Below are 25,460 nucleotides of genomic sequence, written 5' to 3'. Positions count from 1 at the left end.
GTTACCGTCCCGTTCCTGCGTGTACGACGGCCGCTTCCTCGCCGCCGAGTCCGAAAGCTGCATGGATCGCGCGCACCGCGTCGTCCAGGTCGGTGTCCTTGACGAGCACCGAGATGCGGATCTCCGAGGTGGAGATCAGGTCGATGTTGACGTCCGCCTCGGCCAGCGCCTCGCAGAACTTGGCGGTGACGCCCGGGTGGCTCTTCATGCCGGCGCCGACGAGCGACACCTTGCCGATGAGGTCGTCGAACAGGATCTGCGTGAAGCCGATCTCCGACTGCAGGGCCGTCAGCTTCTCGACCGCGCGCGGGCCGTCGGACTTGGGCAGCGTGAAGGTGATGTCGGTCTTGCCGGTCTCCACCTTGGAGATGTTCTGCAGCACCATGTCGATGTTGATCTCGGCGTCCGCGACGGCACGGAAGAGCTTCGCGGCGTGACCCGGAGTGTCGGGCAGTCCGACGACGGTGACCTTGGCCTCGCCGCGGTCGTGCGCAACACCGGTGATCAGGGCTTCTTCCACGGGAATGTCCTCCATCGATCCGGACACGATCGTTCCGGGCTTGGTCGTGTATGACGAGCGGACGTGCACGGGCACGTTGTAGCGGCGGGCGTACTCGACGCAGCGCAACATGAGCACCTTGGCGCCGCACGCGGCCATCTCCAGCATCTCCTCGAAGGAGACGGTGTCGAGGCGCTGCGCGTCGGGCACGATGCGCGGGTCGGCGGTGAAGACACCGTCGACGTCGGTGTAGATCTCGCACACGTCGGCCTTCAGCGCCGCGGCGAGGGCGACGGCGGTGGTGTCGGAGCCGCCGCGGCCGAGCGTGGTGACGTCCTTGCTGTCCTGGCTGACGCCCTGGAAGCCGGCCACCAGCACGATCGAACCCTCGTCGAGCGCGGCGCGGACGCGGCCCGGCGTGACGTCGATGATCTTGGCGTTGCCGTGGCTTCCGGTCGTGATGACGCCGGCCTGCGAGCCGGTGAACGACCGCGCCTGCGCGCCGAGGGAGTGGATCGCCATCGCGACGAGAGCGTTGGAGATGCGCTCACCCGAGGTGAGCAGCATGTCCATCTCGCGAGCAGGCGGCACCGGGCACACCTGCTGCGCGAGGTCGAGCAGTTCGTCGGTCGTGTCGCCCATCGCCGAGACGACCACGACGACGTCATTGCCCGCCTTCTTCGTCTCGACGATCCGTTCAGCGACGCGTCGGATGCGCTCGGCACTCGAGACCGAGGATCCCCCGTACTTCTGGACGACGAGAGCCACGCGTGTGTACCTCCGGGTAGATGGATGGATGATGCAAGTCCAGCTGTCGAGCTTACCGACGAGCGTCCGATTGAGTGCAGGGCCGTCCTGACCAATGGATTCACGACACGATTCGTCTCCGCCGGTGGCAGCATCGTCGTTGTGGACCTCACCCGACGGTTGACCACCCGGCCCACCGAGGAACGCGCGTCGGTCTCCCCGCTCGAGCTGTTCTTCGACCTGGTGTTCGTCTTCGCCCTCACCCGGGTCACCGACCTGATGGCCGACGATCCCCGCGGCATCACCCTGCTGCACGGCGTGCTGGTGATGGCGGTGCTGTGGTGGAGCTGGGTGGGCTACTCGTGGCTGGCCAACCTGGTGCGCGCCGACGAGGGCGTCGTGCGGGTGGTGATGCTGGCGGCGATGTCCGCGGTGTTCATCGTGGCGCTGACCATCCCGGAGGCATTCGACGACCTGCCGGGCGGACTCGACGGCCCGATCGTCTTCGCCCTCGGCTACTTCGCGGTCCGACTGCTGCACATCCTGATGTTCCTGGTGATCAGCAGGGACGACCCCCAGCTACGCGGCCAGGTGATGCGGTTCGTTCCGTCGATGCTCGCGGGCACGACGTTCCTGCTGATCGCGTCGCAGCTGACCGGACCGTGGCAGACGGTGATGTGGTTCCTGGCGCTCGCCGGTGACTATCTCGGCACCCTGCTCGGCGGCACCGACTGGCGTCTGCGCTCGGTGAGCCACTTCGCGGAGCGGCACGGCCTGTTCGTCATCATCGCGCTGGGCGAGTCGATCGTCTCGATCGGCATCGGTGTCGCGAGCCTGCCGATCACCTGGGCGATCATCGTCGCCTCGCTGCTGGGCCTGGCCGTGTCGTCGCTGCTGTGGTGGGCCTATTTCGACGTCACCTCGCTCATGGTCGAGCACGCGTTCGAGGAGGCCGGCGGACGACGACGAATCCGGATCGCGCAACGCTGCTACAGCTACGCGCACCTACCGATGGTGATCGGCATCGTGATGCTCTCGCTCGGGCTGAAGAAGATCCTCTACTACGTCGGCGACGGCAACCACCACCGTTTGACGGACCCGCTCACCGGGTGGCCACTGGTGGCGCTGTTCGGCGGCACCGCGCTGTATCTGGCGGCACTGGTGTTCTTCAAGAAGTACGGAACGGGTGCGCTCAGCGTTCCCCGCATCGGCGCAGTGATCGTGCTGATCGCGCTCGTCCCCGTCGTGTGGCATCTCCCGGCCCTCGCGACGCTGGGAGTGCTCACCGCGGTACTGCTCGCGCTCATCATGTTCGAGTTCTTCCGGTTCGCCGAGCCGCGGCGGGAAGTTCGCTCGCATTGATCGCGACGTCGCCCACGACAGATACTGACTACGCGGCGGCAGACACCGGGCCGCCGGTTCGACATCCGTTGACGAACAGACTGGAGTCATCGTGATTTTCATCGTCGTGAAGTTCGACGTCCTGGACGAGCACAAGGACGATTGGCTCGAGATCACTCGGGAGTTCACCGATGCGACCAGAGCCGAGCCGGGAAACCTCTGGTTCGAATGGACTCGTAGCGTGGACAATCCCGCCCAGTACGTCCTGATCGAGGCGTTCCGTGACGGGCAGGCCGGCGCCGAGCACGTCGGTTCCGCGCACTTCCGAAACGGCTTGGACGCGATGCGCCCGATGCTGCGGGAGACCCCACGCATCATCAACACCGAGATTCCCGGGGTCGACTGGTCGCGCATGGGCGAACTGGAAATCGAACAGTAGATCCCCGCCGGGCGCCTAGAGCAGCGCCGCCAATGCCCGCCCGACGAACAGGCCGCCGAAACCGAAGAACACCGCGATGCCGATGGCACGGTCGTGGGCGATCATCCACCGTTTGACGGCCGCCAAGCCCGACTTCGCGCGGTCGCCGAGAACCACGAAGATCCCGATCGGCACCAGGAAATCCAGGCCGGCAGCCAGCAACAGCAGCACGGTGCCGGTCACCGCCGCCGCGACCGTGGTGTCGGACGCGGCGATCACGCTCATCCCGGAGATCATGATCGCCAGATTCGGGTTCACCACCGACAGCGCGGCGCCCATGAGGAACGCGCCACGCGGCTTGGCCTCGGAGAGCTGCTGCATCCACTCGGGTCCGGTGTCGGACGGCGCCCGCTTCCGAACCACCTGCACCACACCGAATGTCAGGAAGACGACGCCGACAGCCAGCCCCGCCCAATGACTGACGGTGCCCGATCGCACCGAGTCGTGCGTGGCGCCGCCGATCAGCGCCGCGATGCCGATCGCGGTGTACGCGATCATGAAGGCCGCGAAGAACGCGACCGCATTCGCCAGAGGACGTTTCGTCTGCAACAGCAGCACGCAACCCGCGATGGCGGCGGGCGTGACAGCCATGCCGGCGAACTCCGGCATCAACTGCAGCATCAGCTCTCCCATGACCGAAGCCAACTCCCCCGGACGCTGCCCCGCCTCACCCGTGACGCATGAAGCCCCTGTCAGCGCTGCGTCGGGCAGAGCTCCCGGGTGGCCAGGTCCCAGAACGGGAAGAGCTGGGGGCTGGTCGCCCCGGGGAGCTCGACATCGGCGCGATCGACGAACTCGAGGTAGGTCAGCCCCGGCGTCCTCGCAACCTCGCACGCCAGCAATCCCAGCCGGGCCGACGCCGGGAAGCCGACATCACGGCCGAACGGCCCGAGGGTGGGCTGGTCGCGGAACACGTCGAGATTCCGCCCCCACTCGTTGAACGAGGTCTGCAGTGTGTTGTCACACGACCCGAACAGACTTTCGCACGTGGTCGGCTGCCCGCCGATCGTGTACGTCTCCTTCACGATCGGACGGCTCGTCGACGTCTGCGGCAATTCGGACAGCACCCGGTAGAACGCGAACCCGAATCCACACAGCGCCGCGACGACCGCCACGGCGACGAGAACCCGCGTCACCACGACCGCACCCACAGCACCGACGACCCGAACGCCATATGCGGACGGTAGGTTTCCGCACGGCCGCTATCGCGCGGTTCGGGTCGAATGGTTGTGACATCGACACCGAGCGACGTGCGCGTCCCCGCGGTCCGCAGTCGGCCGTCAGCCGCTCAACGTGCGTGCGGCCGCCTCGACACTGTCGAACACCCGGCCCTGCGCTTCGTAGTCATGTCCGAGGCCGGTTCGACGGACGGTCGCGAGATTCCTGCGGGGCAGTGCCGCGAAGTACACACCGACCCCCGAGTCCGACAGTTCCGTCGCGAGGTCGACGAAGTTGCGCATGACGGTCGTGGTCACCTGGGTGATCCGTGAGCAGTCGATCACGACTGCCGCCGGCGCGGCCGCGGCGACCCGGTGGGCGATCTCGCGGGTGTTCGCCCGGACGTTGGCGGTGTAGAGCCCCGAGTCGACACGCAGCACCAGCGGATCCGTCGCGACCGGTGGACCGTCCGGGTCGACCGGCGACCAGGTGCCGTCCAGGTTCCGGACCAATTGCACGATGTGGGGCCGATCCAGTTCACGCAGCACCAGGTACAGCGTCAGCAGCACCCCGGCGAGCACCGCCGGCAGCAGCCCCGCGGTCAGCCCGATCGCCCCGGTCGCGGCCGCAATCCAGAACTCGATCCGGTTCACCCGCCAGTACCGCACGAACGATCCGACATCGACGAGCCCCAACGTCGCGACCACCACCATCGCGCCGAGCGTCGCCTGCGGAAGATCACTGAGAACCGGGGCCAGGAACAGCGCCACGAGCACCGCCAGGACCGCGGTGACGATTCCGCTCAGCTGGGTGCGTGCGCCGGCCCGCAGCGCGACCGCGGTCTGGGAGAAGCCACCCGCAGGCGGCAACGTGTGGAAGAACGAACCTGCTACCGAAGCAACGCCGTTGGCGAGCAGCTCACGGTCACTGTCGATCTGCGGCTCGCCCGACCGCCGGACACCGCGCGCCACCGCGACCGTCTCCAGGAACGCCATCACCGCGATCGCCAGCGCACCGGGGAGCAGAGCACCGATGTCGTGCAGCGAAGGTATCCCGGGTAGCGGAATGCCCTGGGGGACTTCGGCGATCACCGCGACGCCACGGCCCGCCAAACCGGTGAATGCGATCAGCGCGATGCCCACCGCGACCACGAGAAGTGGACCCGGCACCCGCGGCGCCACCCGGCCGAGCACGAGCAGCACGGCGATCGATCCGACGGACAGTGCGACGGTGGCGGCGTTCGCGTCGCCCGACTGACGCAGCACTCCGCCGACCACATGAAAGAACCCGGTGGCCTCAGGATCGCCCGGAACGCCGAGCAACTTGGGGAGCTGACTCGCCGCCACGGTGAGCCCGACGCCGAGCTTGATCCCGGACAGTGTCGCCTCGCTGATGTTCTCGATGATCGCACCGAGACGCAGCACGCGCGCCGCCACCAGGATCACCCCCACCAAGAGGGTCAATGTCATCAGTGACGTCTGCGCGTCCTCCGATCCGGCGGCGATGCCCGCACCGATCAGGGTGGACGCGGTGAGCGTCGCGATCGTCGACGTCGAACTCACGCTGGCGGTACGCGAACCACCGAGCAACGCGTACACGACCATCGGCACCATGCACGTGTACAGCCCGATCTGCACCGGCATGTCGGCGATCGTCGCGTACGCCATCGCCTGCGGAATGACGACGGCACCGGCACTCAGACCGGCGACCAGGTCCGCGCGGAGCCAGCTCTTCCGGTAGCCGGCCATCGTCGGCGCCAGCACGGCGGTCATCTCGGCAGCGCCAGCGCGTCGGCCACCGTCGGGTAGACGCCCATCGGTGCCCCGTCGGCTGCGGACTTTCGGAGGGTGTCCCGGAACTGCCCGATGTCGCGCGCCACCCGCAACTCGATCCCCCGTCGGCCGAGCGAGTCCCGCAACTGCATCAGCATCTCGGCGGCCGTCACGTCGACGTAGGGCGACGTTTCCGCGTCGAGCACGACGACCCGGGTGCGGTCGGTGCACATCGCTTCGATCCGTTGCTTCACGTGGTCGCAGTTCGCGAAGAACAGCCCGGCCTCGACACGCAACACCAGGAGATCGTCGCGGGTCGGCAGATCCGGGTGCCGTGCCGCGTCCACCCAGAGGTCGCCCTCCTTCGCCAGAGCCGCCACCTGAGGCCGGGACGCGCGGTACAGCAGCAGCAGCATCGACACGCCGATGCCGATCACCAGGCCGGGGAGCGTGTCGAAGAACAGCACACCGGCCATGGCGGCGACCGCGGCGGCGAAGTCGGCGCGGGCCGCGTGCCCGTAGATGCTGCCGAGACGTTCGGTCCATACCCCGTACAGGCGGCGCAGGGCCGCGATGTCGACGAGTTCGATGACGGCGGCGATCACGACGGCGGCGAGCGTGGCCTCCGGCAGCTTCTCGAACAGGCCGGTGAGGAACAGCAGGGTGAGGACCGTCAGACCCGCGACGACCAGCCCGCTGACCTGGGTCTTCGCGCCCGCTCCCCCGTTCACCGCCGTCTTCGAGAGGCTGCCGTTCACGACCATCCCCGACGACAGTCCGGCGCCGAGGTTCGCGGCCCCGAGCCCGGCGAGTTCGCGGTTCGCATCCACCTCGTAGCCGGCCTTCGCGGCATAGGTTTTCGCGGCGCCGAGCCCCTCGGCGAACCCGATCAGCAGCACACCCACCGCGGGCCCGAGCAGGTCGATGTAGTCGTCGAAGCCGATGCCGTCGGGCAACCCGAGCGCCGGCAGGCCCGCGTCGATGTGACCGACGATCGACACGCCCTTGTCGTCGAGCCCGAACACCGCGACAGCCGCGATGCCGAGCAACACCACCAGCAGCGATCCCGGGATCAGCGGCAGCCGACGTTTGAGACCGAGAACGACGACCAGACTCAGGAAGCCGACGAGCATTGTCCGCCAATCGGTGTCACCGAGGTTCCGGATCACTCCCCACGCCTGTTCGAAGAAGTTCCCCTCGGACTTCTCGACCCCGAACAGCTTCGGCACCTGCCCGATGATGATGGTCAGCGCGAGACCGACGATGAAGCCCTTGAGTACCGGTTCCGAGATGAACGACGCGATGAACCCGAGACGGATGAGGCCGGCGAGCAACCCGACGATGCCCGTCGCGATGGCGAGCACGGCGGACAGCGCGACGAACTTGCCGCTGTCCGCGCCCGCCAACGGCGCGATGATCGCCGCCGACAGCGCCGCCGTCGCCGACATCGGCCCCACCACCAAGTGCCGTGAACTGCCCACGGCCGCATACAGGATCAGCGACGGAATCGCGGCGTACAGCCCGACGACGGGCGGCACACCGGCAATGGTCGCGTACGCGAGCGCCTCCGGCACCAGCACCGCCCACACCGTCAGGCCGGCAATCACGTCGGGCCGGATCCAGCCGCGTCGATAGTGCTGCAGCGAGGCGAACACGGGCCAGTTCGTCGTCTCGGGTGTCACCCGGTCATCGTGACCGTCCCGGCCCCGTCACTCATCACACCCCGGGGGTGAAGCCGGATGCGGGACGACTTTCACCCGGAGGGGACGATGCGGCCGGATGCGGCCGGACGCACCCTCGAAGCAACTTCACGCACCGACGGAACGGAGTACGCAATGGCCAGGCAGTTCAAGGGCGAGATCAAACTCGATGTCCGCGATTCGGTCTCGGACTGGGATGCGTTCCTGCCCGACAAGGCACCCGAGGGTGCACCGAACGTCCTGGTCGTGTTGTACGACGACACCGGTATGGCGGCCTGGTCCCCCTACGGGGGCCGGATCAACATGCCGACCATGGACCGCCTCGCGAACAACGGACTGACGTACTCGCAGTGGCACACGACCGCGCTCTGCTCGCCGACCCGCTCGACCTTCCTCACCGGCCGCAACCATCACCTCAACGGCTTCGCGTCGATCTCGGAGTCCTCCACCGGATTCCCCGGCTACAACTCACACATTCCGCCGTCGAACGCCACGATGGCCAACGTGCTGCGCGACGCCGGATGGTCGACGTTCTGGGTCGGGAAGAACCACAACGTCCCGATCGACGAGTGGACCGCGGGCGCGTCGAAGAAGAACTGGCCGCTCGCGCAGGGGTACGACCGCTTCTACGGGTTCATCGGCGGTGAGACCAACAACTGGTACCCCTCGCTCGCCGAGGACAACCGGTACATCGACCAGCCCTACACCCCCGAGGAGGGCTACCACCTCTCGAAGGATCTCGCGGACCAGGCGCTGCGAATGATCCGCGACGTCAAGCAGACCGAGCCCGAGAAGCCCTGGTACCTGTGGTTCTGTCCGGGCGCGAACCACGCGCCGCACCACGCGCCGCAGGAATACATCGACAAGTACAGGGGCATGTTCGACGACGGCTACGAGGCCTACCGCGAATGGGTGCTCGCCCGCATGATCGAGAAGGGGATCCTCCCCGCCGACACCGATCTCACGCCGCTCAACCCGATGCCCGAGGGCACCTTCTCCCCCACCGACGAGGTACGGCCGTGGGGCGAGCTGAACGACGAGGAGAAGCACATGTTCTCCCGGATGGCGGAGGTGTTCGCCGGCTTCTCCGAATACACCGACGCGCAGGTCGGCCGGATCGTCGACTACCTCGAGGAGTCGGGCCAGCTCGACAACACGCTCATCATCTACTGTGCCGACAACGGCGCCTCCGGCGAGGGCAGCCCGAACGGTTCGGTGAACGAGGGCAAGATCTTCGGCGGCTACCCCGACGACGAAGCACAGAACCTCACGATGGTCGACAAGCTCGGCAGCCCCGACACGTACAACCACTACCCGACGGGCTGGGCTGCCGCGTTCTCGACGCCGTACAAGATGTTCAAGCGCTACACCTACCAGGGCGGCGTCTGTGACCCGTTGGTGATCCACTGGCCCGCCGGTATGACGGCGCGCGGCGAGGTCCGACACCAGTACCACCACTCGACCGACATCGTGCCGACCATCCTCGAGGCCTGCGGCGTCGAGTTCCCGGACACCTACAACGGAGTGGAGCAGACCCCGTTGTCCGGTGTGTCCATGAAGTACTCGTTCGACGCGCCGGCCGACGGACCGACCGCCAAGGAGACCCAGTACTACGAGATGTTCGGCCAGCGCGGGCTGTGGCACAAGGGCTGGAAGGCCGTCTCCGTGCACGGCCCGGTCTCGGGCATGGGCAACTTCGACAAGGACGAATGGGAGCTCTACCACGCAGACGTCGACCGCGCCGAGGCCCACGACCTGGCCGCAGAGCATCCCGGCAGGCTCGAGGAGCTGAAGGCGCTGTGGATGGCGGAGGCGGAGGCCAACGCCGTCCTGCCGCTCAACGACCTTCAGATCATCGGCAACCCCAAGGACTTCGAAACCTTCGTCGCGATGGAGTTCCACCAGCCGGTGCCACCGAGCGGGCAGTACGTGTACTACCCGGGCACGTCCGAGGTTCCGGAGCGCTCGGCGGCGAACGTGCACGGCGTCTCGTACAAGATCCTGGCAGAGGTCGAGCTCACCCCGGACTCACAGGGCGTGATCTTCGCGCACGGCTCCCGGTTCGGCGGGCACTCCCTGTTCGTCTCCGGCGGCACCGTCACCTACGCGTACAACTTCCTCGGCATCCCGCCCGAGGACCGCATCTCGGCGCCCGTACCGACGTCCGGCAAGCACATCATCGGCGTCGAGTTCATCAAGGAAGGCATCGGACCGCACCGCGAAGGGATCGGACCGCTGAAGCTCTACATCGACGACAAGCAGGTCGCCGAGCAGAAGATCCGCACCGTACTCGGCCACTTCTCGCTGTGCGGTGAGGGACTGTGCATCGGATACGACAGCGCCGACCCCGTCTCGAGCGCCTACCCGGAGCCACGATTCGAGTTCCGCGGAGGCGAGATCGTGAAGGTCGTGTTCGACATCGCTGACGATGCGTACGTCGACCTCGAGAAGCACATGGAGGCCGCGATGGCCCGCGACTGAGCGAGTTACGGCGCGCGAACCGCCTGCACGCGTTAGAATTCGGACGCGTCAGGCGGTTTGTCCGTTCCGTCGGGGGGCGGGCTCTCGTATGCGGGGAGGCATGTCTGGTGACGTCGTCAGAACCATCGAACAGCTCTGCAGAGGAAGCACTTCCATTGCTTCGCAGCGATAGGATCGTGTCCCGCGACCGACTACTGGATCTACTCGACGCCACGGTGGGCAGTTCGAGCCACATTGCGGCATCGGTGGCGCTCGTGTGCGCGCCGGCGGGTTCGGGGAAGACGACGCTCCTGGCGGAATGGGCACGCCCGTCCCCCGGCAGGTCCGATCCGCCTCCCGTCGCCTGGGCGACCATTCTGGAGGAGGACAACACTCCGGCGGCCCTGCACTCCACCCTGGTGAAGGCACTCGTCGGCACCGGAATTCCACAGATACAACAGATTTGCAACGATCTCCCGAATCCCTCACCCGCCCTTCCCCTTCCGGTGGTAGATGCGCTCGCCCACTGGGACCGGCCGCTGTGCCTCGTCCTCGACGACGCTCACCTCCTCCATGACGCGGACGCCCTCGGCGACCTCGAAACCTTCCTGCGAACCCGGCCGCACACCCTGCGGATCGTGGTGTGCGGACGCTTCGAACCCCCACTCGCGTTCCAGAAGCTGCGGCTCGACGGACGAGTCCTCGACCTCGCATTCGAGGATCTGGCCTTCACGACCGACGAGGCGGCAATCATGCTCGCCGAGCACGACGTTCACCTCGGACCGGAGGACCTCGAGGCGCTGATGAAGCGAACCGAAGGGTGGGCTGCCGGCCTCCGACTCGCCGGCATGTCACTGTCGGGCCATCCCGATCCGACGGCACTGATCGAGAATTTCACCGGATGTCGTCGGGCGGTCGCGGACTATCTGATCGAGCAGGTGCTCGCGGGGCAGACCGCGGACGTCCGAGAGTTCCTGATCAAGACATCGGTCCCGACGGTCTTCACGGCCGCACTCGCGGAACAACTCACCGGCTGCACCGAAGCCCACACGATCATCGACGCGCTCGAACACCGCAACTTCTTGATCACGCGAATAGAGGGATCTCCCATCCGTTTTCGCTACCACCCGCTGCTCCGCAGCTACCTTCGCGCCGAGATCGAACTTCTCGGCAGTCGCGCGGTGGCCGAACTCGAACACGTCGCCGCCCGCTGGTACGCCGAGTTCGGCGATGCCCTGCTCTCACTCGAACACGGCATCGCCGCCGGCAACACGTCCGACGTCGTAGCGGTGTTGTCCGAATCGGGTCTGGCGCTGGTGCTGGACGGTCACGGGCAGGCCGTCGAGCGCCTGCTCGTCGGCGCGCCGGCCACCATCCGGGACCAGCCGATCAGCAGGCTCGTCCGGGCCGCGGCTCACCTGCACGACGACAATCCGACCGTCGCCGCCTCCATGCTGGCCGGACTCGACAGCCGCTCGCAACCCCCCGAGTCCCCGGACCGCACGACCCTTCTCGCGGATGCGGTCCGCCTCCAGGTCGCCATCCACACCGGCCGGGCCGAGTCCGTACTCACCCCGACACCGGCCGTGGACACGCCACTCTCGGGTGACCCGTTCCTGGACTCGTTCCTGTCGCTGCAACGGGGACGCGGTCACCTGCATCTGGGTCGCCTCGATGCGGCCGACGAACACCTGAGGTACGCCCACGAGCACGCCCGCCAGATCGCGTCGGCCCGAACGCTCGTTCCGACGTCGAACGCCTTGGCGGCGGTGGCGCTGTGCCGCGGCATGCTCACCGAGGCCCGGGCCACCGTCGTCGAGACTCGTTCCGTCACAGCGGAAATTCCGATCGGATCGCTCGATCATCACCGGGCGCTCCAACTGGAGGCGATGTGCCACTACCTCCGCAACGACGTCACGGCCGCCTTCGAACTCGCCTCCACCTCCGCGGCCACCCTGCGTGACTCCCCCTCACCGTTGGCCCACGAGAGCACGATCGCGGCGGCACTGTTCGGCATCGACCTCGCCGAGGATCGCCGCACTGCGGTCGCCGCGCTGCACACGATCTCCACCACCGGACGGTCGGCCGTGCGGCCACCCGGGCTGGTGACCGTCGGCCTGCCGTCCGTCCAGTTCGCGTACCTGCACATCGGTGAGACGACGTGGGCGCGCGAACTCGTCGTCACGGCGTCGAAGGCACTCGGCCCGATCGGCGACATCGCCCTTCTCGAAGCGATTCTGTGCGTGTGCACCAACCATCTCGAGCGGGCACGGACAATTCTCCGGCCCGTCCTCGACGGTGAGTTGCCGTGCGCGGCCGCCACCAACCACGTGACGGCATGGCTCCTCGAAGCCGAGATCGCCCGCCGGCGTTCCCACGACGCACGCGCCCACGACGCTCTCCTCGAAGCCCTCCGGCTCGCCGAGCCGGAGACAGTGGTTCGGCCCTTCCACGACATGGCACAGGCGACACGAGAACTGTTGTCCGCCAATCACGGACGCTTCGGGTCTCAGAGCACCTTCGCCGACGGGATCTGGGCATCGCTCCCGCGGAATGCGCACACCAGCGCAGAGAAACTGACCCGTCGCGAACTCGAACTGCTCGCCGAGTTGCCGACGTGGCGCACGGCCGAAGAGATCGCCGCCGACCTGTGCGTCTCGATCAACACCGTCAAGACACACCTGCGCGGCATCTACCGCAAGCTGGGGGTCACCACCCGGCGCGACGCGGTCGCGGCCGCGCACACCCACGGGCTCCTCTGATTCTCGGATTCACCATCGACGGGTGAGGCGGCCACGTCGGTGGCGCGGAATGCTCGACGGAACCGCAGAGTGTGACCCGGTGCGTGACACCCGACTAGACGCCGAGGAGGCGCAATGGCCACTTCCGACGCGGCTTGGCCAGCGTCCGTGCGCTATGCGTTCCTGGTCGGGGGCGAACTGTCCGAACGGGTGTTGGCAGCGTTCCCCGAACTCCGGGTGTCCGAGACCGCCGGCGCCCACACCACGCTCTACGGACCGGTCCGCAACCCGACCGAGCTCCGGGGCATGCTCGCGCGTTTCGACGCGCTGGGGCTGACGCTGATCGAAATGCGGCGGCTACCCGACTGACAGCGGTCGCCGGCTCAGCTGTCCGCCCGGGCGGACACCTTCACCAGACGACGCTCGGCCGCGGCGAAGGCCCTGCGAGTCGATTCGCCCAGCGTGTCGGTCGCCGGGAAGACCTCGAGCGAGACGCCCTGACCCGCGAGGCGCTCGTCGTCCCAGTACCGCCAGGCCGACTCGTCCACACCGCTCAGATACAGGCGTCCACCGACCGCATCGAGCCGCTTCGCATAGTCACGGACGACGGCGAAGAACGTGGCACCGAAGGTGGTGCGGCCCCGCAGGCGCAGAATCACTTCGGGGCCCGAGGCACCGTTCGGATCGGGAAGCCTCGCCTGCAGCGTCCGTGCGCCCGCATAGAACAGGCTCCCGTAGACGTCGAGCACGACGATCCGGCCGTCCGCGAGAGTCCGTGGCGCCGCCTGCTCCCGCAGAGCGCCGTCCTCCCCGGGCACCAGTTCGACCACCGACAGGTCGATCGCTTCCTGGTTGAGCTGGAGCAGCAGCGACAGCGCGACACCGATGCCGACCGCCGCCGTCACCGGAAGCAGCAGTGTCGCAACGAAGGTGGTCACCAGCGCGATCTGCGAACTCGGCCCGCTCTGCAGGATCGTCCGGATCCGCCCCGGCCGAATCGACCCGAGCGCCGCGAAGACCAGCACCGCCGAGAGCGTCGGCATCGGCACCTTGCCGACCAACCCGGAGAACACCACGAGAATGATCAGCATCCAGATGCCCGACCACACCGCACCCCACCGGGTGCGCGCCCCCGCGGCGTCGTTCAGCGCCGTCTGACCCACCGAGCCTCCGACGGGCATCCCACCGAACAGCGCGGATCCGATGTTGCCGATGCCCTGCGCCGAGAAGTCGGTGTTCGGCGCCGAACGGCTGCCGTCCCGGTTGGGCGCCGCCTCCGCCACCCCGGCACCCTGCACCAGCACGATCACCGCGACAGCGACGGCGCCGGTCACCAGTTCGGGGCTGAACGCACCGAGGTCCGGCAGGCCGGGCAGCGGCAGCCCCGTCGGAATGGTCCCGACGTCGGACACGCGGGCCACGCTGTCCCAGCCCAGGCCGATCACCACCGCACTCGGCACGACCAACGCGACCAGCGAACCGAAGAGCGCGAGTCGCGTGCGCGCCAGCACCACCGCCAGCAGCAGCGCCGTCGCCCCGGTCACCGCCGACTGCCACCCGATGCTCGACGGGTTCGAGACCACATCGACGAACTTCGTGAGCGCGATCGACCCGGTCGCGTCGGCGCCGGTCAGATCCGGGACCTGCCCGAGCACGATGTTGACCGCGATGCCGGTGAGGAAACCGGTCATGACCGAGTGCGAGACGAAGCGGGTGTAGCGACCCAGGCGCAACAGCGCCGCCGCGACCATCAGCAGCCCGGCCATCAACGTCAGCAGGATCAGTGCACTGGAGCGGTCCGCCTCCGGGACGTCCGCCACCGCCGACCCCGCGGCCAGCGCGGCAGCACTGGTGGTGGTGATCACCATCAGCTTGGTGCTGGTCTGCATCCCACCGAACAGCGGGCCCGCGAAGCTCGCGTAGAGCCCGTGGACCGGGTTGACCCCGGCCAGCACGCCGGACGCCATACCGTCCGGCACGCTGCTGATGGCGCCGGGGATCCCCGCGACGAAGTCAGCCTTGAACGACCGCCTCTCAGGGAGCCTGGTCCGGATCCATCCCCGTACCGCCTCGACCACTCGGCCCATGCTGCGAAGTCTGCAGCGGCGAACCCGTGGCGTCCTCACTCCCTCCGGATGATGTTCGCCGCCCGACCAGTCGGATCTTCGCGTCGATCCGGTGGATGCGCGGGTCGTCGGCGGGGATGAGGAACGTCTCGTACACGCTCGCGGTGACGAGGGTGCGACCGAACAGCCCGGCGTCGATCAGATATTCGGCTACCACCTCGTCGCCCTCCACGCGGTACCGCTCGTCGCGGATGGCGCGGATCACCCGGAACTGTGGGCCCCGCGAAAGGCTGCGGCGCAGGTGGTTTCCCGAGAAGCCGGTCTTGAGACCGACCTCGTGGCGCACCGCGTTCGGCGCGTACGGCACCGAATCCCCGTCGTGGCTGAGCAGGGCGGCAACGTAGGAACGGGCCGCGTCGAGCTGTGCTGTCATGCGCACAGTCGACCACGCCGACCCCACCCTCGGTGTGAATTTGCTCCCCACTCCGCACCTGCTAGGGGAACGCAGGAGTACAGTGCCAGCTATGCAGCGCGCTCTCCTTCTTGGGTGCCGCGGCGGGGTCTGATCCAGACTGGCCTCCCGTCGCGGGTCCTCTCCGTGCGCCGGTCGTCTCAGCTGTCGGGCTCGTAAAGTCCACACACAAAACCTGGAGATCGATTCCCATGTCCCCCGCTGACGCCTTCACTTCCGGTTCGCGCACCATCACGCCGCCGTCCAAGCCGGCGCCCGCCGACCAGCCGGTATGGAACACCCAGAAGAACTCGTCGATGCCGACCTTCCGCTACCGCCCGTTCGGCGAAGAGGTCGAGACGGTCTCGCTGCCGGACCGCACGTGGCCCGACAAGGTCATCGACCGCGCCCCCCAGTGGTGCGCCGTGGACCTGCGTGACGGCAACCAGGCCCTGATCGATCCCATGAGCCCCGCCCGCAAGCGCCGCATGTTCGAGCTGCTGGTGCGGATGGGCTACAAGGAGATCGAGGTCGGTTTCCCGTCCGCGAGCCAGACGGACTTCGACTTTGTCCGCGAGATCATCGAGGACAACGCGATCCCGGACGACGTCACCATCCAGGTGCTGACGCAGTCGCGGCCCGAGCTGATCAAGCGCACGTTCGAGGCCTGCGACGGCGCGAAGAACGTGATCGTGCACTTCTACAACTCGACGTCGATCCTGCAGCGGCGCGTGGTGTTCCGCGCCGACAAGGAAGCGATCAAGAAGATCGCCACCGACGCGGCCGCCCTGGTACTGGAGGAGGCGAAGAGCCACCCCGACACCAACTGGCGCTGGGAGTACTCCCCCGAGTCGTACACCGGCACGGAGCTGTCGTACGCCAAGGAGGTGTGCGACGCCGTCGTCGAGACGCTGGGCGCCACCCCCGACAACCGCGTGATCATCAACCTGCCCGCCACCGTCGAGATGGCCACGCCCAACGTGTACGCCGACTCGATCGAATGGATGCACCGCAACCTGGCGCAGCGCGAGAGCATCATCCTGTCGCTGCACCCGCACAACGACCGCGGCACCGGTGTCGCGGCCGCCGAGCTGGGCTACCAGGCCGGCGCGGACCGCATCGAGGGTTGCCTGTTCGGCAACGGTGAGCGCACCGGCAACGTGTGCCTGGTGACCCTGGGTCTGAACATGTTCACCCGCGGAGTCGATCCGCAGATCGACTTCTCGAACATCGACGAGATCCGTCGCACCGTCGAGTACTGCAACCAGCTGCCCGTCCACGAGCGGCACCCGTACGGCGGCGACCTGGTCTACACCGCGTTCTCCGGCAGCCACCAGGACGCGATCAACAAGGGCCTGGACGCGATGAAGGTCGCGGCCGACGACCAGAACGCCGATGTCGACGACATCGTGTGGGAGGTCCCCTACCTGCCGATCGATCCCAAGGACGTGGGCCGCACCTACGAGGCCGTGATCCGCGTGAACTCGCAGTCCGGCAAGGGCGGCGTCGCCTACATCATGAAGGCCGACCACGGTCTGGTGCTGCCGCGTCGCCTGCAGATCGAGTTCTCGCAGGCCGTCCAGAAGATCACCGACGGCGAGGGCGGCGAGGTCTCCCCGAAGGAGATCTGGGACGTCTTCTCCGAGGAGTACCTGGCACCGGTCAACCCGCTCGAGCGCATCCGCCAGAAGGTGACGGCGTCCGAGGAGGACGGTGGCACCGACTCGATCACCGCGGTGATCAAGGTCAACGGTGTCGAGCAGGAGGTCTCCGGCTCCGGCAACGGCCCGCTGGCCGCGTTCGTCGATGCGCTCGGCACGATCGGCCTGGACGTCCGTGTCCTGGACTACTCCGAGCACGCGATGTCCGCCGGTGACGACGCGCAGGCCGCGGCGTACGTCGAGTGCGCGGTGACCCTGGCCGACGGCACCAGCAAGGTCGTGTGGGGTGTCGGCATCGCCACGTCCATCACCACCGCGTCGCTGCGCGCGGTCGTCTCGGCGGTCAACCGGGCGCACTGAGTTCAGCTCCGCCGGAGGGGCCGCATCCATCGGGTGCGGCCCCTCCGGCGTTTCCCGGTCCGGCCTGAGCGCCCATTCCTCGATCCGGGCTGCGGGTTTCCGCGGATGGCGACGACGAGTGGGCGCTCAGGCCGACACCGGCCGCGCCTCGGCTGCCAGGTGCCGCCCCGACCCGACCAGCAGGATCAGGCACACCACGACGGCCGGCCACACGAGCACTTGGCCGATCGGCCGCAGCCAGTCGACGTCGGACGACACCGCGACCGTGAGCGATGCCGCCGCCGTCATGCCCATGGGAAATGCGGTGGACCAGCGGCGCACGTCGTACTGCAGACGGGGCCAACGTATCTCGGAGATCACCAGTACCACGTAGTCGACCAGCACGATGCATACGATCACCGCGCCGGCGATCTGGATCGAGGTGTGCGCGCCGACGGGCCAGCCCGACGAGACCGCGGCGGGCGCGAGTTTCCCGGCGGCGAGTGCGCTGATCGCGAGGCCGCCCGCAAACACCCACTGGTCACCGGCACCCACCCGGAACTGGTCGTACGAGAAGCGGATCAGCACCATCAGGTAGAAGAACAGACCCAGCAGGAACGCGACGAACGCGGGGCCGGTGAGCCAGTGGGCCGACGCCGTCACCGCCAGCGACGCACCGAGCACCGCGAGTCCCTGCGTCGAGACGCAGAGCAGGAAGTGGACGCCGACGGTGGGCGACGCCCAGTGCCGTACCACCGCCGGGATCAGCACCACCCACGCGACGAGCGCGATGCCCAGCGCCACCCAGCCCACGTGGTTCCAGCCGAGCAGCACGCACCGCGCACCCAGCACGCACGTCGCGGCGACACCGGTGAGCGCGGGCGGGGTGTCCGCCTCGTTCGCCCAGCGGGCGCGATCGTCGAACAGTCGACGGACGAAGACGACCACCAGCAGCGCCCAGATCAGTGCCCCGACCACCAGCCAACAGCGGGAGAACCATTCGAGACCGACCAGGTGCAGGGCCACCGACACGATGCCCGTCGACATCGCCGCGGCGCCTGCCCCGGCCGGGATGGCGGTCAGCGCGCGGCCGGGGCCTGCCTTCACACCAGGTCCGTCGGACACCTCCCCATGATGCGCGTGTCGTGTTGCGACAGGTCCCGATTCGACAGTTCCGGTCGAGTTTCGCTGCGCGGGTCGACGGTTTGGTCCATCCTCGATTGAGGGAGGCAGCCCATGTCGCGTGCAACCGACGAACCCGATCGCTCCGCCCCGACACCGCCCGTGCCGATCGAGAGCCCACTCGGCGCGGCGCTGCTCGAGACGGGGCGGTTCTTCACTCGTTCCACCGTGTCCGCGGACCTGCGGGCGGTGTACCGGACGGGTGGACGCGAGGGCGACGTGTTCTACCGCGACCGCTGGAGCCACGACAAGGTGGTCCGGTCGACGCACGGCGTGAACTGCACGGGGTCCTGCTCGTGGAAGGTGTACGTCAAGGACGGCGTCATCACGTGGGAGACGCAGGCGACCGACTACCCGTCGGTGGGGCCGGACCGCCCCGAGTACGAACCCCGTGGCTGTCCGCGCGGCGCCGCATTCTCCTGGTACACGTACTCCCCCACCCGGGTTCGCTATCCGTACGTGCGCGGCCTGCTGCTCGAGATGTTCCAGGAGGCCCGCGAGCGGCTGGGCGACCCGGTGCTGGCGTGGGCCGACGTCGTCGGCGATCCCGACCGCCGCGCGCGGTATCAGCGGGCCCGCGGCAAGGGCGGCCTGGTGCGGGCGTCGTGGGAGGACGCGGTGGAGATGATCGCCGCCGCGCACGTGCACACCATCGCGAAGTACGGCCCGGACCGGGTCGCGGGGTTCTCGCCGATCCCGGCGTTCTCGATGGTGTCGTTCTCGGCGGGGTCGCGCTTCATCGAACTGCTCGGCGGGGTGATGGCCTCGTTCTACGACTGGTACGCCGACCTTCCGGTCGCGTCGCCGCAGGTGTTCGGCGACCAGACCGACGTGCCCGAGTCCGGCGACTGGTGGGACGCCGCCTACTTGATCATGTGGGGCTCCAACGTCCCGGTCACGCGCACCCCGGACGCGCACTGGATGGCCGAGGCCCGCTACCGCGGCCAGAAGGTGGTGGTGGTCTCCCCCGACTACGCCGACGCCACCAAGTTCGCGGACGCATGGCTACCCGCACAGCCGGGCACCGACGGTGCCCTCGCGATGGCGATGGGGCACGTGATCCTGCAGGAGAACTACGTCGACCGGCGGGTTCCCCTGTTCGCCGACTTCGCATCGCGGTACACGGATCTGCCGTTCCTGGTCACGCTCACCGAACGCGACGGCGCGTATGTGCCGGGGCGGTTCCTGCGGGCGTCGGATCTCGGTGACGACGGCGAGGGCGCCGAGTGGAAGACCGTCCTGCTGGACGGCGCCGACGGCTCACCCGTCGTCCCGCGCGGCAGCATGGGATTCCGGCACACCGAATCCGGTGTCGGGCAGTGGAACCTCGACCTGGGCGACACCGTGCCGGCGTTGAGCGTGCGCGACGCCCCCGGCAGCAGTCGTGATGTCGAGATTCTGTTGCCCCGGTTCGACGTCGGCGAGCAGGGCGAGGTGATGCGGCGGGGCGTGCCGGTCCGCGAGGTCGGCGGACACCTGGTGACGACCGCGCTGGACCTGATGCTCGCGCAGTACGGCGTACGACGCGACGGCCTGCCCGGAACCTGGCCGACCGGCTTCGACGACCCGGACCAGCCGTACACCCCGGCGTGGCAGGAGTCGCTGACGTCGGTGCCCGCGGGCGCGGTGATCCGCATCGCCCGCGAATTCGCCCGCTCGGCAGAGAAATCCGGTGGGCGTTCGATGATCATCATGGGCGCCGGGATCTGCCAGTGGTTCCACGGCGACGCCACCTACCGCGCGGTGCTGGCGCTGTTGATGCTCACCGGCAGCATGGGCAAGAACGGTGGCGGCTGGGCGCACTACGTGGGACAGGAGAAGGTGCGGCCGTTCACCGGGTGGGCCACGATGGCGATGGCCACCGACTGGTCCCGGCCGCCGCGGCAGGCCATCGGCACCGCTTTCTGGTACATGCATGCCGACCAGTGGCGCTACGACGGCTACCGCGCCGACGCCCTCACCTCACCACTCGCCGAGGGGCGTCTCGCCGGTCAGCACACCGCCGACACCATCGCGCAGTCCGCACGGATGGGATGGATGCCGTCGTACCCGCAGTTCGACCGCAACCCCCTCGACCTCGCCGACGAGGCCGCGGCGAGCGGAACCGAGCCGGGCGACTACGTCGTCGACCAACTTCGCAGCGGCAAACTGCGTTTCGCGGTGGAGGATCCGGATGCGGAGGAGAACTGGCCGCGGGTGCTCACCCTGTGGCGGGCGAATCTGCTGGGCTCGTCGGCGAAGGGCAACGAGTACTTCCTCGAGCACCTGCTCGGCGCGGGTTCGAGCCTGCGTGCCACCGAGACGCCGCCCGAGGGGCGGCCCGTGGACGTCCGCTGGCGAGACGAGGCACCACGCGGCAAGCTCGATCTGATGGTGTCCCTGGACTTCCGGATGACCAGTTCGACGCTGCTGTCGGACATCGTGCTGCCCGCCGCGACATGGTACGAGAAGTACGACCTCTCCAGCACCGACATGCACCCGTTCGTGCACGCCTTCACCCCGGCCGTCGACCCGCCGTGGGAGGCCCGCAGCGACTTCGACGCGTTCGCCGAGATCGCCCGCCGTTTCAGCGAACTCGCGAAGGACCATCTCGGTACCCGGCACGATCTGGTCGCGACCGCACTCGGCCACGACACCCCCGGCGAGACCGCGCAGCCGTTCGGGGAGGTGCGTGACTGGCGGGCCGGTGAGGTGGAACCGGTGCCGGGGAAGACGATGCCGGGCCTGAAGGTGGTCGAACGGGACTACACCGCTATCGCCGAGAAGATGGCCACCCTCGGCCCGCTCGTGGAGGAGTTGGGCCTGAACACCAAGGGCGTCACCTTCCGTCCGGACGCCGAGGTGGCCGAACTGGCGCAGCGGTGCGGGGTGATGTCGTCCGGTGCGGGCGCCGGGCGGCCGGCGTTGGACACCGATGCGAAGATGGCCGAGGCGATCCTCGCACTGTCCGGGACCACGAACGGCCGGCTCGCCCTCGCCGGTTTCGAGGAACTGTCCCGGCGCGTGGGAAAACCGTTGAGTCATCTGGCTGCCGGCAACGAGGAACGCCGGATCCGTTTCGCCGACACCCAGGCTCAACCCGTCCCGACCCTGGCCAGCCCGGAATGGTCCGGCAGCGAGGCCGGCGGCCGACGGTACGCGCCGTTCAGCATCAACGTCGAGGAGCTCAAGCCCTGGCACACCCTCACGGGGCGCATGCATTTCGTCCTCGATCACGTATGGATGCGCGAGTTCGGTGAGGTGATGCCGATCTACCGGCCACCACTCGACATCACGCGCCTGTTCGGGGAGCTGCGACTCGGCGAGTCGGACGGCAAGGTCCTGTCGGTGCGATACCTCACGCCGCACTCCAAGTGGTCCATCCACTCCGAGTACCAGGACAACCTGTTGATGCTCTCCCTCTCCCGCGGCGGGCCGAACGTCTGGATGAACGTCGACGACGCCGCCTCGATCGGTGTCGTCGACAACGACTGGGTGGAGGCGGTCAACCGCAACGGCATCGTCGTCGCCCGCGCGGTCGTCACGCACCGGATGCCGCCGGGCACGGTGTTCGTGCACCACGCACAGGAACGCCTGATCAACGTGCCGAAGTCGGAGACCGACGGCCGGCGCGGCGGTATCCACAATTCGCTCACCCGGGTGCTGGTGAAACCGACGCACCTGATCGGCGGGTACGCGCAGCTGTCGTTCGCGTGGAACTATCTCGGGCCCACCGGCAACCAGCGTGACGAGGTGACGGTGATCCGTCGCCGCAGCCAGGAGGTGCAGTACTGATGCAGGTGGCAGCGCAGATGGCGATGGTGATGAACCTCGACAAGTGCATCGGGTGCCACACGTGTTCGGTGACGTGCAAGCAGACGTGGACCAATCGCAGCGGCACCGAGTACGTGTGGTTCAACAATGTGGAAACCCGCCCCGGGCAGGGTTATCCGCGCAAGTACGAGAACCAGGACCTGTGGAAGGGCGGCTGGACGCTGAACCGCCGCGGACGGTTGACCCTGCGAGCCGGCGGCCGGGTCAAGAAGCTGCTGTCGATCTTCGCGAATCCGCTGCTGCCCAACATCCGCGACTACTACGAGCCGTGGACCTACGACTACGACACCCTCACCAAGGCGCCGCTGGGCGACGACTTCCCGGTGGCACAGCCGATCTCACTGCTGTCGGGCAAGCCGATGCCGATCGAGTGGGGAGCCAACTGGGACGACGACCTCGGCGGTACCGCGGCCACCGAGGCACACGACCCCATCCTCGAGCAGATGCGTGAGCAGGCCACCGAGAAGGTCCGGCTCGAGTACGAGAAGACGTTCATGTTCTTCCTGCCGCGGATCTGCGAGCACTGCCTCAATCCGTCGTGCGTGGCGTCGTGCCCGTCGGGGGCGATGTACAAGCGCGCCGAGGACGGCATCGTGCTCGTGGACCAGGACCAGTGCCGCGGCTGGCGGATGTGCGTCACTGGATGCCCTTACAAGAAGGTGTATTTCAACCACCGCACCGGTAAGGCCGAGAAGTGCACTTTCTGCTACCCGCGGGTGGAGGTGGGTCTTCCCACGGTGTGCTCGGAGACGTGTGTCGGCCGGCTCCGCTACATCGGGATCGTGCTGTACGACCTCGACCGGGTGGGCGAGGTGGCGTCGACGCCCGACGAGCGCGACCTCTACGACGCGCAGCGCGGCCTGCTGCTCGACCCCGAGGATCCGGCGGTGATCGAGGGGGCCAGGGCGGCGGGCATCCCCGAGGACTGGATGGACGCGGCGCGCCGGTCTCCCGTGTACGCGCTGATCGAGAAGTATCGGGTGGCGCTGCCGCTGCATCCGGAGTTCCGGACGCTGCCGATGGTCTGGTACGTCCCTCCCCTGTCGCCGGTCGTCGACGTCCTGACCGAAACCGGTAACGACGGTGAGGATCTCGACAACCTCTTCGGCGCGATCGACACCCTGCGTATCCCGATCGAGTACCTCGCGGGGTTGTTCACCGCCGGAGATCCGGAGCCGATCACCGACGTGCTGCATCGGCTCGGGGCGATGCGCTCGTACATGCGGGACCTCAATCTCGCCGACGAACCGGACGAATCCATCGCGACGGCGGTCGGGATGACCGGCGAACAGATCTACGAGATGTACCGACTGCTCGCGATCGCGAAGTACGACGAGCGGTACGTCATCCCGACCGCGCACGCCGAACAGGCACACCAATTGGAGGAACTCGGCTGCAGCCTCGACTTCGAGGGCGGGCCGGGCATGCTCGACAGCGGGCCGTTCGGGGAGGCGTCCGGCCGCCCGGTCCCGGTCGCCGTGGAGACCTTCCATGCGCTGAAGCACCGGCAGTCCGCCGAGGACGTAGCCGACCCGCAGGACCGGTCGGCGCGCGTCAATCTCCTGAACTGGGACGGCAAGGGCGCCGTGGACGGCATGTTCCCGAAGCGGAACGGGGACAAGCGATGAGGGCCGCGGATCTGCGCGTGGTCGACCAGGCGGCGTCCCTGCTGCTGGACTATCCCACGCCGGCGCTGGCGAACCGACTGCCGGTTGTCGAGGAGGCGTTGGCGGAGCTTCCCCGCAGCGCTGCCGTCGAATCGCTCGTCGCGTTCGTCGAACATCTACGTACCCAGCCGCTTCCGGACCTCACCCGGCACTACGTCGAGACCTTCGATCTGCGGCGCAAGAGCTGCCTGTACCTGACCTACTACGCCGACGGCGACACCCGCCGACGCGGCGTGACGTTGGTCCGCCTCAAGCAGTACTACCGACGGGCCGGTGTCGAGTTCGATGCCGCCGACCTGCCGGACTTCCTCCCCGTAGTGCTCGAGTTCTCCGCCGCGACCGGCGACCGCTCGCTGCTCGTCAAGCACGTACTGGGCCTGCAACTGATCCGTCTCGGCCTCACCGAGGTCCACAGCCCGTACGCGGCGCTGCTGGACGCTCTGCTGTCGACGCTGCCCGGCCCTACCGCGAAGGACCGGGACGCGGTGCTGGCGCTGGCGCGCAGCGGACCGCCGCAGGAGGACGTGGGGCTGGAACCGTTCCCGACCGGAGGTGCGCGATGACCGACAGCAGCCTCACCGACATCCTGCTGTGGGCGGTGCTGCCGTACGTCATGGTCGCGGTGTTCGTCACCGGTATCGCGTGGCGGTACCGGTACGACCAGTTCGGTTGGACCACACGCTCGTCCGAGCTGTACGAGTCCCGGCTGCTCCGCATCGGCAGCCCATTGTTCCACTTCGGCCTGGTGTTCGTGATCGCCGGGCACGTGCTGGGACTGGTGATCCCCGACGAATGGACCGCCGCGCTCGGGGTGAGCGAGACGCGCTACCACTACGTCGCGTACGTGTTCGGTGGTATCGCGGGCTTCTGCACACTCGTCGGGATCGGAATCCTGTTGTATCGCAGGCGCACCAAGGGTCCGGTCTTCATGGCCACCACCCGAAACGACAAGATGATGTATCTCGTGCTGGTCGCCACCATCTGCGCGGGCCTGTGGACCACCGTCGTCGCGAACTCGCTGAACGAGGGCTACAACTACCGGGAGACGATCGGCCCCTGGTTCCGCAGCCTGTTCATCCTGCAACCGGAGATCCATCTCATCGCGTCGGCGCCGCTGACGTACCAGGTCCACGCCCTGTTCGGCATCGTGCTGTTCATCCTGTGGCCGTTCACCCGCCTCGTCCACGCCTTCAGCGCCCCGGTGAAGTACCTGTTCCGGCCGTACATCGTCTATCGCAGCCGGGACGTCGGTGGCCCGCCGCGCACCGAGGTGCCCGGACGCGGTTGGGACACCGGCGCGACGCGTCCGCCCCGCCCCCCGCGATAAGTGCGCAAATCGCGCCCCGAGCCGCCCCGGCAGCGCGATAAGTGCGCAATTCGCGGCG

The 25,460-nt window shown here is 68.0% G+C and carries 17 protein-coding genes and 1 pseudogene; 10 read left to right on the top strand and 8 right to left on the bottom strand.

Going from position 1 to position 25,460, the window contains the following annotated elements; all coding sequences use genetic code 11:
- Position 1 precedes the first annotated feature (1 nt).
- A complete protein-coding gene (locus IJ15_RS0115385; RefSeq protein ID WP_031939237.1) occupies positions 2 to 1,267 on the bottom strand; it encodes an aspartate kinase in 1,266 nt (421 codons plus the stop codon).
- Positions 1,268 to 1,408: 141 nt separating this feature from the next.
- Between IJ15_RS0115385 and IJ15_RS0115380 the strand changes: the two genes are divergently transcribed.
- Entirely contained in the window at positions 1,409 to 2,608 is a 1,200-nt protein-coding gene (locus tag IJ15_RS0115380; protein ID WP_031939236.1) for a low temperature requirement protein A, read from the top strand.
- A gap of 91 nt (positions 2,609 to 2,699) precedes the next feature.
- Positions 2,700 to 3,026, top strand: coding sequence for a putative quinol monooxygenase (locus IJ15_RS0115375; protein ID WP_031939235.1), 327 nt, complete (start codon positions 2,700 to 2,702; stop codon positions 3,024 to 3,026).
- 15 nt (positions 3,027 to 3,041) lie between these two features.
- On the opposite strand, the gene IJ15_RS0115370 is transcribed toward IJ15_RS0115375, so the two are convergent.
- From IJ15_RS0115370 to IJ15_RS0115355, 4 genes are all read right to left on the bottom strand, one after another.
- Entirely contained in the window at positions 3,042 to 3,698 is a 657-nt protein-coding gene (locus IJ15_RS0115370; protein ID WP_031939234.1) for a GAP family protein, read from the bottom strand.
- A gap of 59 nt (positions 3,699 to 3,757) precedes the next feature.
- Positions 3,758 to 4,201 carry a hypothetical protein gene (locus IJ15_RS0115365; RefSeq protein ID WP_031939233.1) on the bottom strand — a complete coding sequence of 148 codons (444 nt, stop codon included), beginning with the start codon at positions 4,199 to 4,201 and terminating at the stop codon, positions 3,758 to 3,760.
- A gap of 144 nt (positions 4,202 to 4,345) precedes the next feature.
- A complete protein-coding gene (locus IJ15_RS0115360; RefSeq protein WP_031939232.1) occupies positions 4,346 to 5,995 on the bottom strand; it encodes a SulP family inorganic anion transporter in 1,650 nt (549 codons plus the stop codon).
- Positions 5,992 to 7,677 (bottom strand): SulP family inorganic anion transporter, encoded by a 1,686-nt coding sequence (locus tag IJ15_RS0115355; protein ID WP_231569547.1) that lies wholly within the window; start codon positions 7,675 to 7,677, stop codon positions 5,992 to 5,994. Before IJ15_RS0115355 ends, IJ15_RS0115360 begins: the two co-directional genes overlap by 4 nt.
- Before the next feature lie 87 nt (positions 7,678 to 7,764).
- Between IJ15_RS0115355 and IJ15_RS0115350 the strand changes: the two genes are divergently transcribed.
- The 3 genes from IJ15_RS0115350 to IJ15_RS0115340 all read left to right on the top strand — a co-directional run bounded on the left by IJ15_RS0115350 (position 7,765) and on the right by IJ15_RS0115340 (position 13,265).
- Positions 7,765 to 10,176: an arylsulfatase gene (locus IJ15_RS0115350; RefSeq protein ID WP_407984090.1), complete on the top strand. Its 2,412-nt coding sequence runs from the start codon at positions 7,765 to 7,767 to the stop codon at positions 10,174 to 10,176.
- A 176-nt stretch (positions 10,177 to 10,352) separates the two neighbouring features.
- Positions 10,353 to 12,917, top strand: coding sequence for a LuxR C-terminal-related transcriptional regulator (locus IJ15_RS0115345; RefSeq protein WP_197059839.1), 2,565 nt, complete (start codon positions 10,353 to 10,355; stop codon positions 12,915 to 12,917).
- Positions 12,918 to 13,031: 114 nt separating this feature from the next.
- The gene (locus IJ15_RS0115340; protein WP_031939228.1) at positions 13,032 to 13,265 is read left to right on the top strand and encodes a hypothetical protein; all 234 of its coding nucleotides are present in this window, start codon (positions 13,032 to 13,034) and stop codon (positions 13,263 to 13,265) included.
- 14 nt (positions 13,266 to 13,279) lie between these two features.
- Here the strand turns inward: IJ15_RS0115340 and IJ15_RS0115335 are convergent, their stop codons facing one another.
- Complete coding sequence (locus tag IJ15_RS0115335) at positions 13,280 to 14,983, bottom strand: SulP family inorganic anion transporter (RefSeq protein ID WP_031939227.1); 1,704 nt, start codon at positions 14,981 to 14,983, stop codon at positions 13,280 to 13,282.
- Between the two features lie 79 nt (positions 14,984 to 15,062).
- Positions 15,063 to 15,395 (bottom strand): annotated as a pseudogene (locus IJ15_RS0115330) (hypothetical protein); the annotation flags it as partial.
- 230 nt (positions 15,396 to 15,625) lie between these two features.
- On the opposite strand from IJ15_RS0115330, the gene leuA reads away from it, so the two are divergent.
- Positions 15,626 to 17,434 carry a 2-isopropylmalate synthase gene (gene leuA / locus IJ15_RS0115325; RefSeq protein WP_031939225.1) on the top strand — a complete coding sequence of 603 codons (1,809 nt, stop codon included), beginning with the start codon at positions 15,626 to 15,628 and terminating at the stop codon, positions 17,432 to 17,434.
- Between the two features lie 126 nt (positions 17,435 to 17,560).
- Here the strand turns inward: leuA and IJ15_RS0115320 are convergent, their stop codons facing one another.
- Positions 17,561 to 18,538 carry a tellurite resistance/C4-dicarboxylate transporter family protein gene (locus IJ15_RS0115320; protein ID WP_031939224.1) on the bottom strand — a complete coding sequence of 326 codons (978 nt, stop codon included), beginning with the start codon at positions 18,536 to 18,538 and terminating at the stop codon, positions 17,561 to 17,563.
- Between the two features lie 111 nt (positions 18,539 to 18,649).
- Here IJ15_RS0115320 and IJ15_RS0115315 point away from each other — a divergent pair, with 111 nt between their 5' ends.
- Genes IJ15_RS0115315 through narI form a run of 4 tightly spaced genes read left to right on the top strand, consistent with a single transcriptional unit; the run spans position 18,650 to position 25,402 of the window.
- The gene (locus tag IJ15_RS0115315) at positions 18,650 to 22,369 is read left to right on the top strand and encodes a nitrate reductase subunit alpha (RefSeq protein ID WP_031939223.1); all 3,720 of its coding nucleotides are present in this window, start codon (positions 18,650 to 18,652) and stop codon (positions 22,367 to 22,369) included.
- Positions 22,369 to 24,036: a nitrate reductase subunit beta gene (gene narH / locus IJ15_RS0115310; protein WP_031939222.1), complete on the top strand. Its 1,668-nt coding sequence runs from the start codon at positions 22,369 to 22,371 to the stop codon at positions 24,034 to 24,036. Before IJ15_RS0115315 ends, narH begins: the two co-directional genes overlap by 1 nt.
- Positions 24,033 to 24,638 (top strand): nitrate reductase molybdenum cofactor assembly chaperone, encoded by a 606-nt coding sequence (gene narJ / locus IJ15_RS0115305; protein WP_031939221.1) that lies wholly within the window; start codon positions 24,033 to 24,035, stop codon positions 24,636 to 24,638. Before narH ends, narJ begins: the two co-directional genes overlap by 4 nt.
- Positions 24,635 to 25,402, top strand: coding sequence for a respiratory nitrate reductase subunit gamma (gene narI / locus IJ15_RS0115300; protein ID WP_031939220.1), 768 nt, complete (start codon positions 24,635 to 24,637; stop codon positions 25,400 to 25,402). The genes narJ and narI overlap by 4 nt, the downstream gene beginning before the upstream one ends.
- The last annotated feature ends 58 nt before the right edge of the window (positions 25,403 to 25,460 follow it).

Source organism: Prescottella defluvii (genome assembly GCF_000738775.1).
In the GTDB taxonomy this organism is placed as follows: domain Bacteria; phylum Actinomycetota; class Actinomycetes; order Mycobacteriales; family Mycobacteriaceae; genus Prescottella; species Prescottella defluvii.
This window is presented reverse-complemented; position numbering and strand designations above follow the sequence as displayed.

Bases quoted from the DNA above. Each gene is read 5' to 3' on its own strand.
- narJ (WP_031939221.1), top strand. From the start codon at position 24,033: ATGAGGGCCGCGGATCTGCGCGTGGTCGACCAGGCGGCGTCCCTGCTG.
- IJ15_RS0115360 (WP_031939232.1), bottom strand. From the start codon at position 5,995: ATGACCGCCGTGCTGGCGCCGACGATGGCCGGCTACCGGAAGAGCTGG.
- IJ15_RS0115370 (WP_031939234.1), bottom strand. From the start codon at position 3,698: ATGGGAGAGCTGATGCTGCAGTTGATGCCGGAGTTCGCCGGCATGGCT.
- IJ15_RS0115315 (WP_031939223.1), top strand. From the start codon at position 18,650: ATGTCGCGTGCAACCGACGAACCCGATCGCTCCGCCCCGACACCGCCC.
- IJ15_RS0115335 (WP_031939227.1), bottom strand. From the start codon at position 14,983: ATGGGCCGAGTGGTCGAGGCGGTACGGGGATGGATCCGGACCAGGCTC.
- IJ15_RS0115350 (WP_407984090.1), top strand. From the start codon at position 7,765: ATGCGGCCGGATGCGGCCGGACGCACCCTCGAAGCAACTTCACGCACC.
- narH (WP_031939222.1), top strand. From the start codon at position 22,369: ATGCAGGTGGCAGCGCAGATGGCGATGGTGATGAACCTCGACAAGTGC.
- narI (WP_031939220.1), top strand. From the start codon at position 24,635: ATGACCGACAGCAGCCTCACCGACATCCTGCTGTGGGCGGTGCTGCCG.
- leuA (WP_031939225.1), top strand. From the start codon at position 15,626: ATGTCCCCCGCTGACGCCTTCACTTCCGGTTCGCGCACCATCACGCCG.
- IJ15_RS0115340 (WP_031939228.1), top strand. From the start codon at position 13,032: ATGGCCACTTCCGACGCGGCTTGGCCAGCGTCCGTGCGCTATGCGTTC.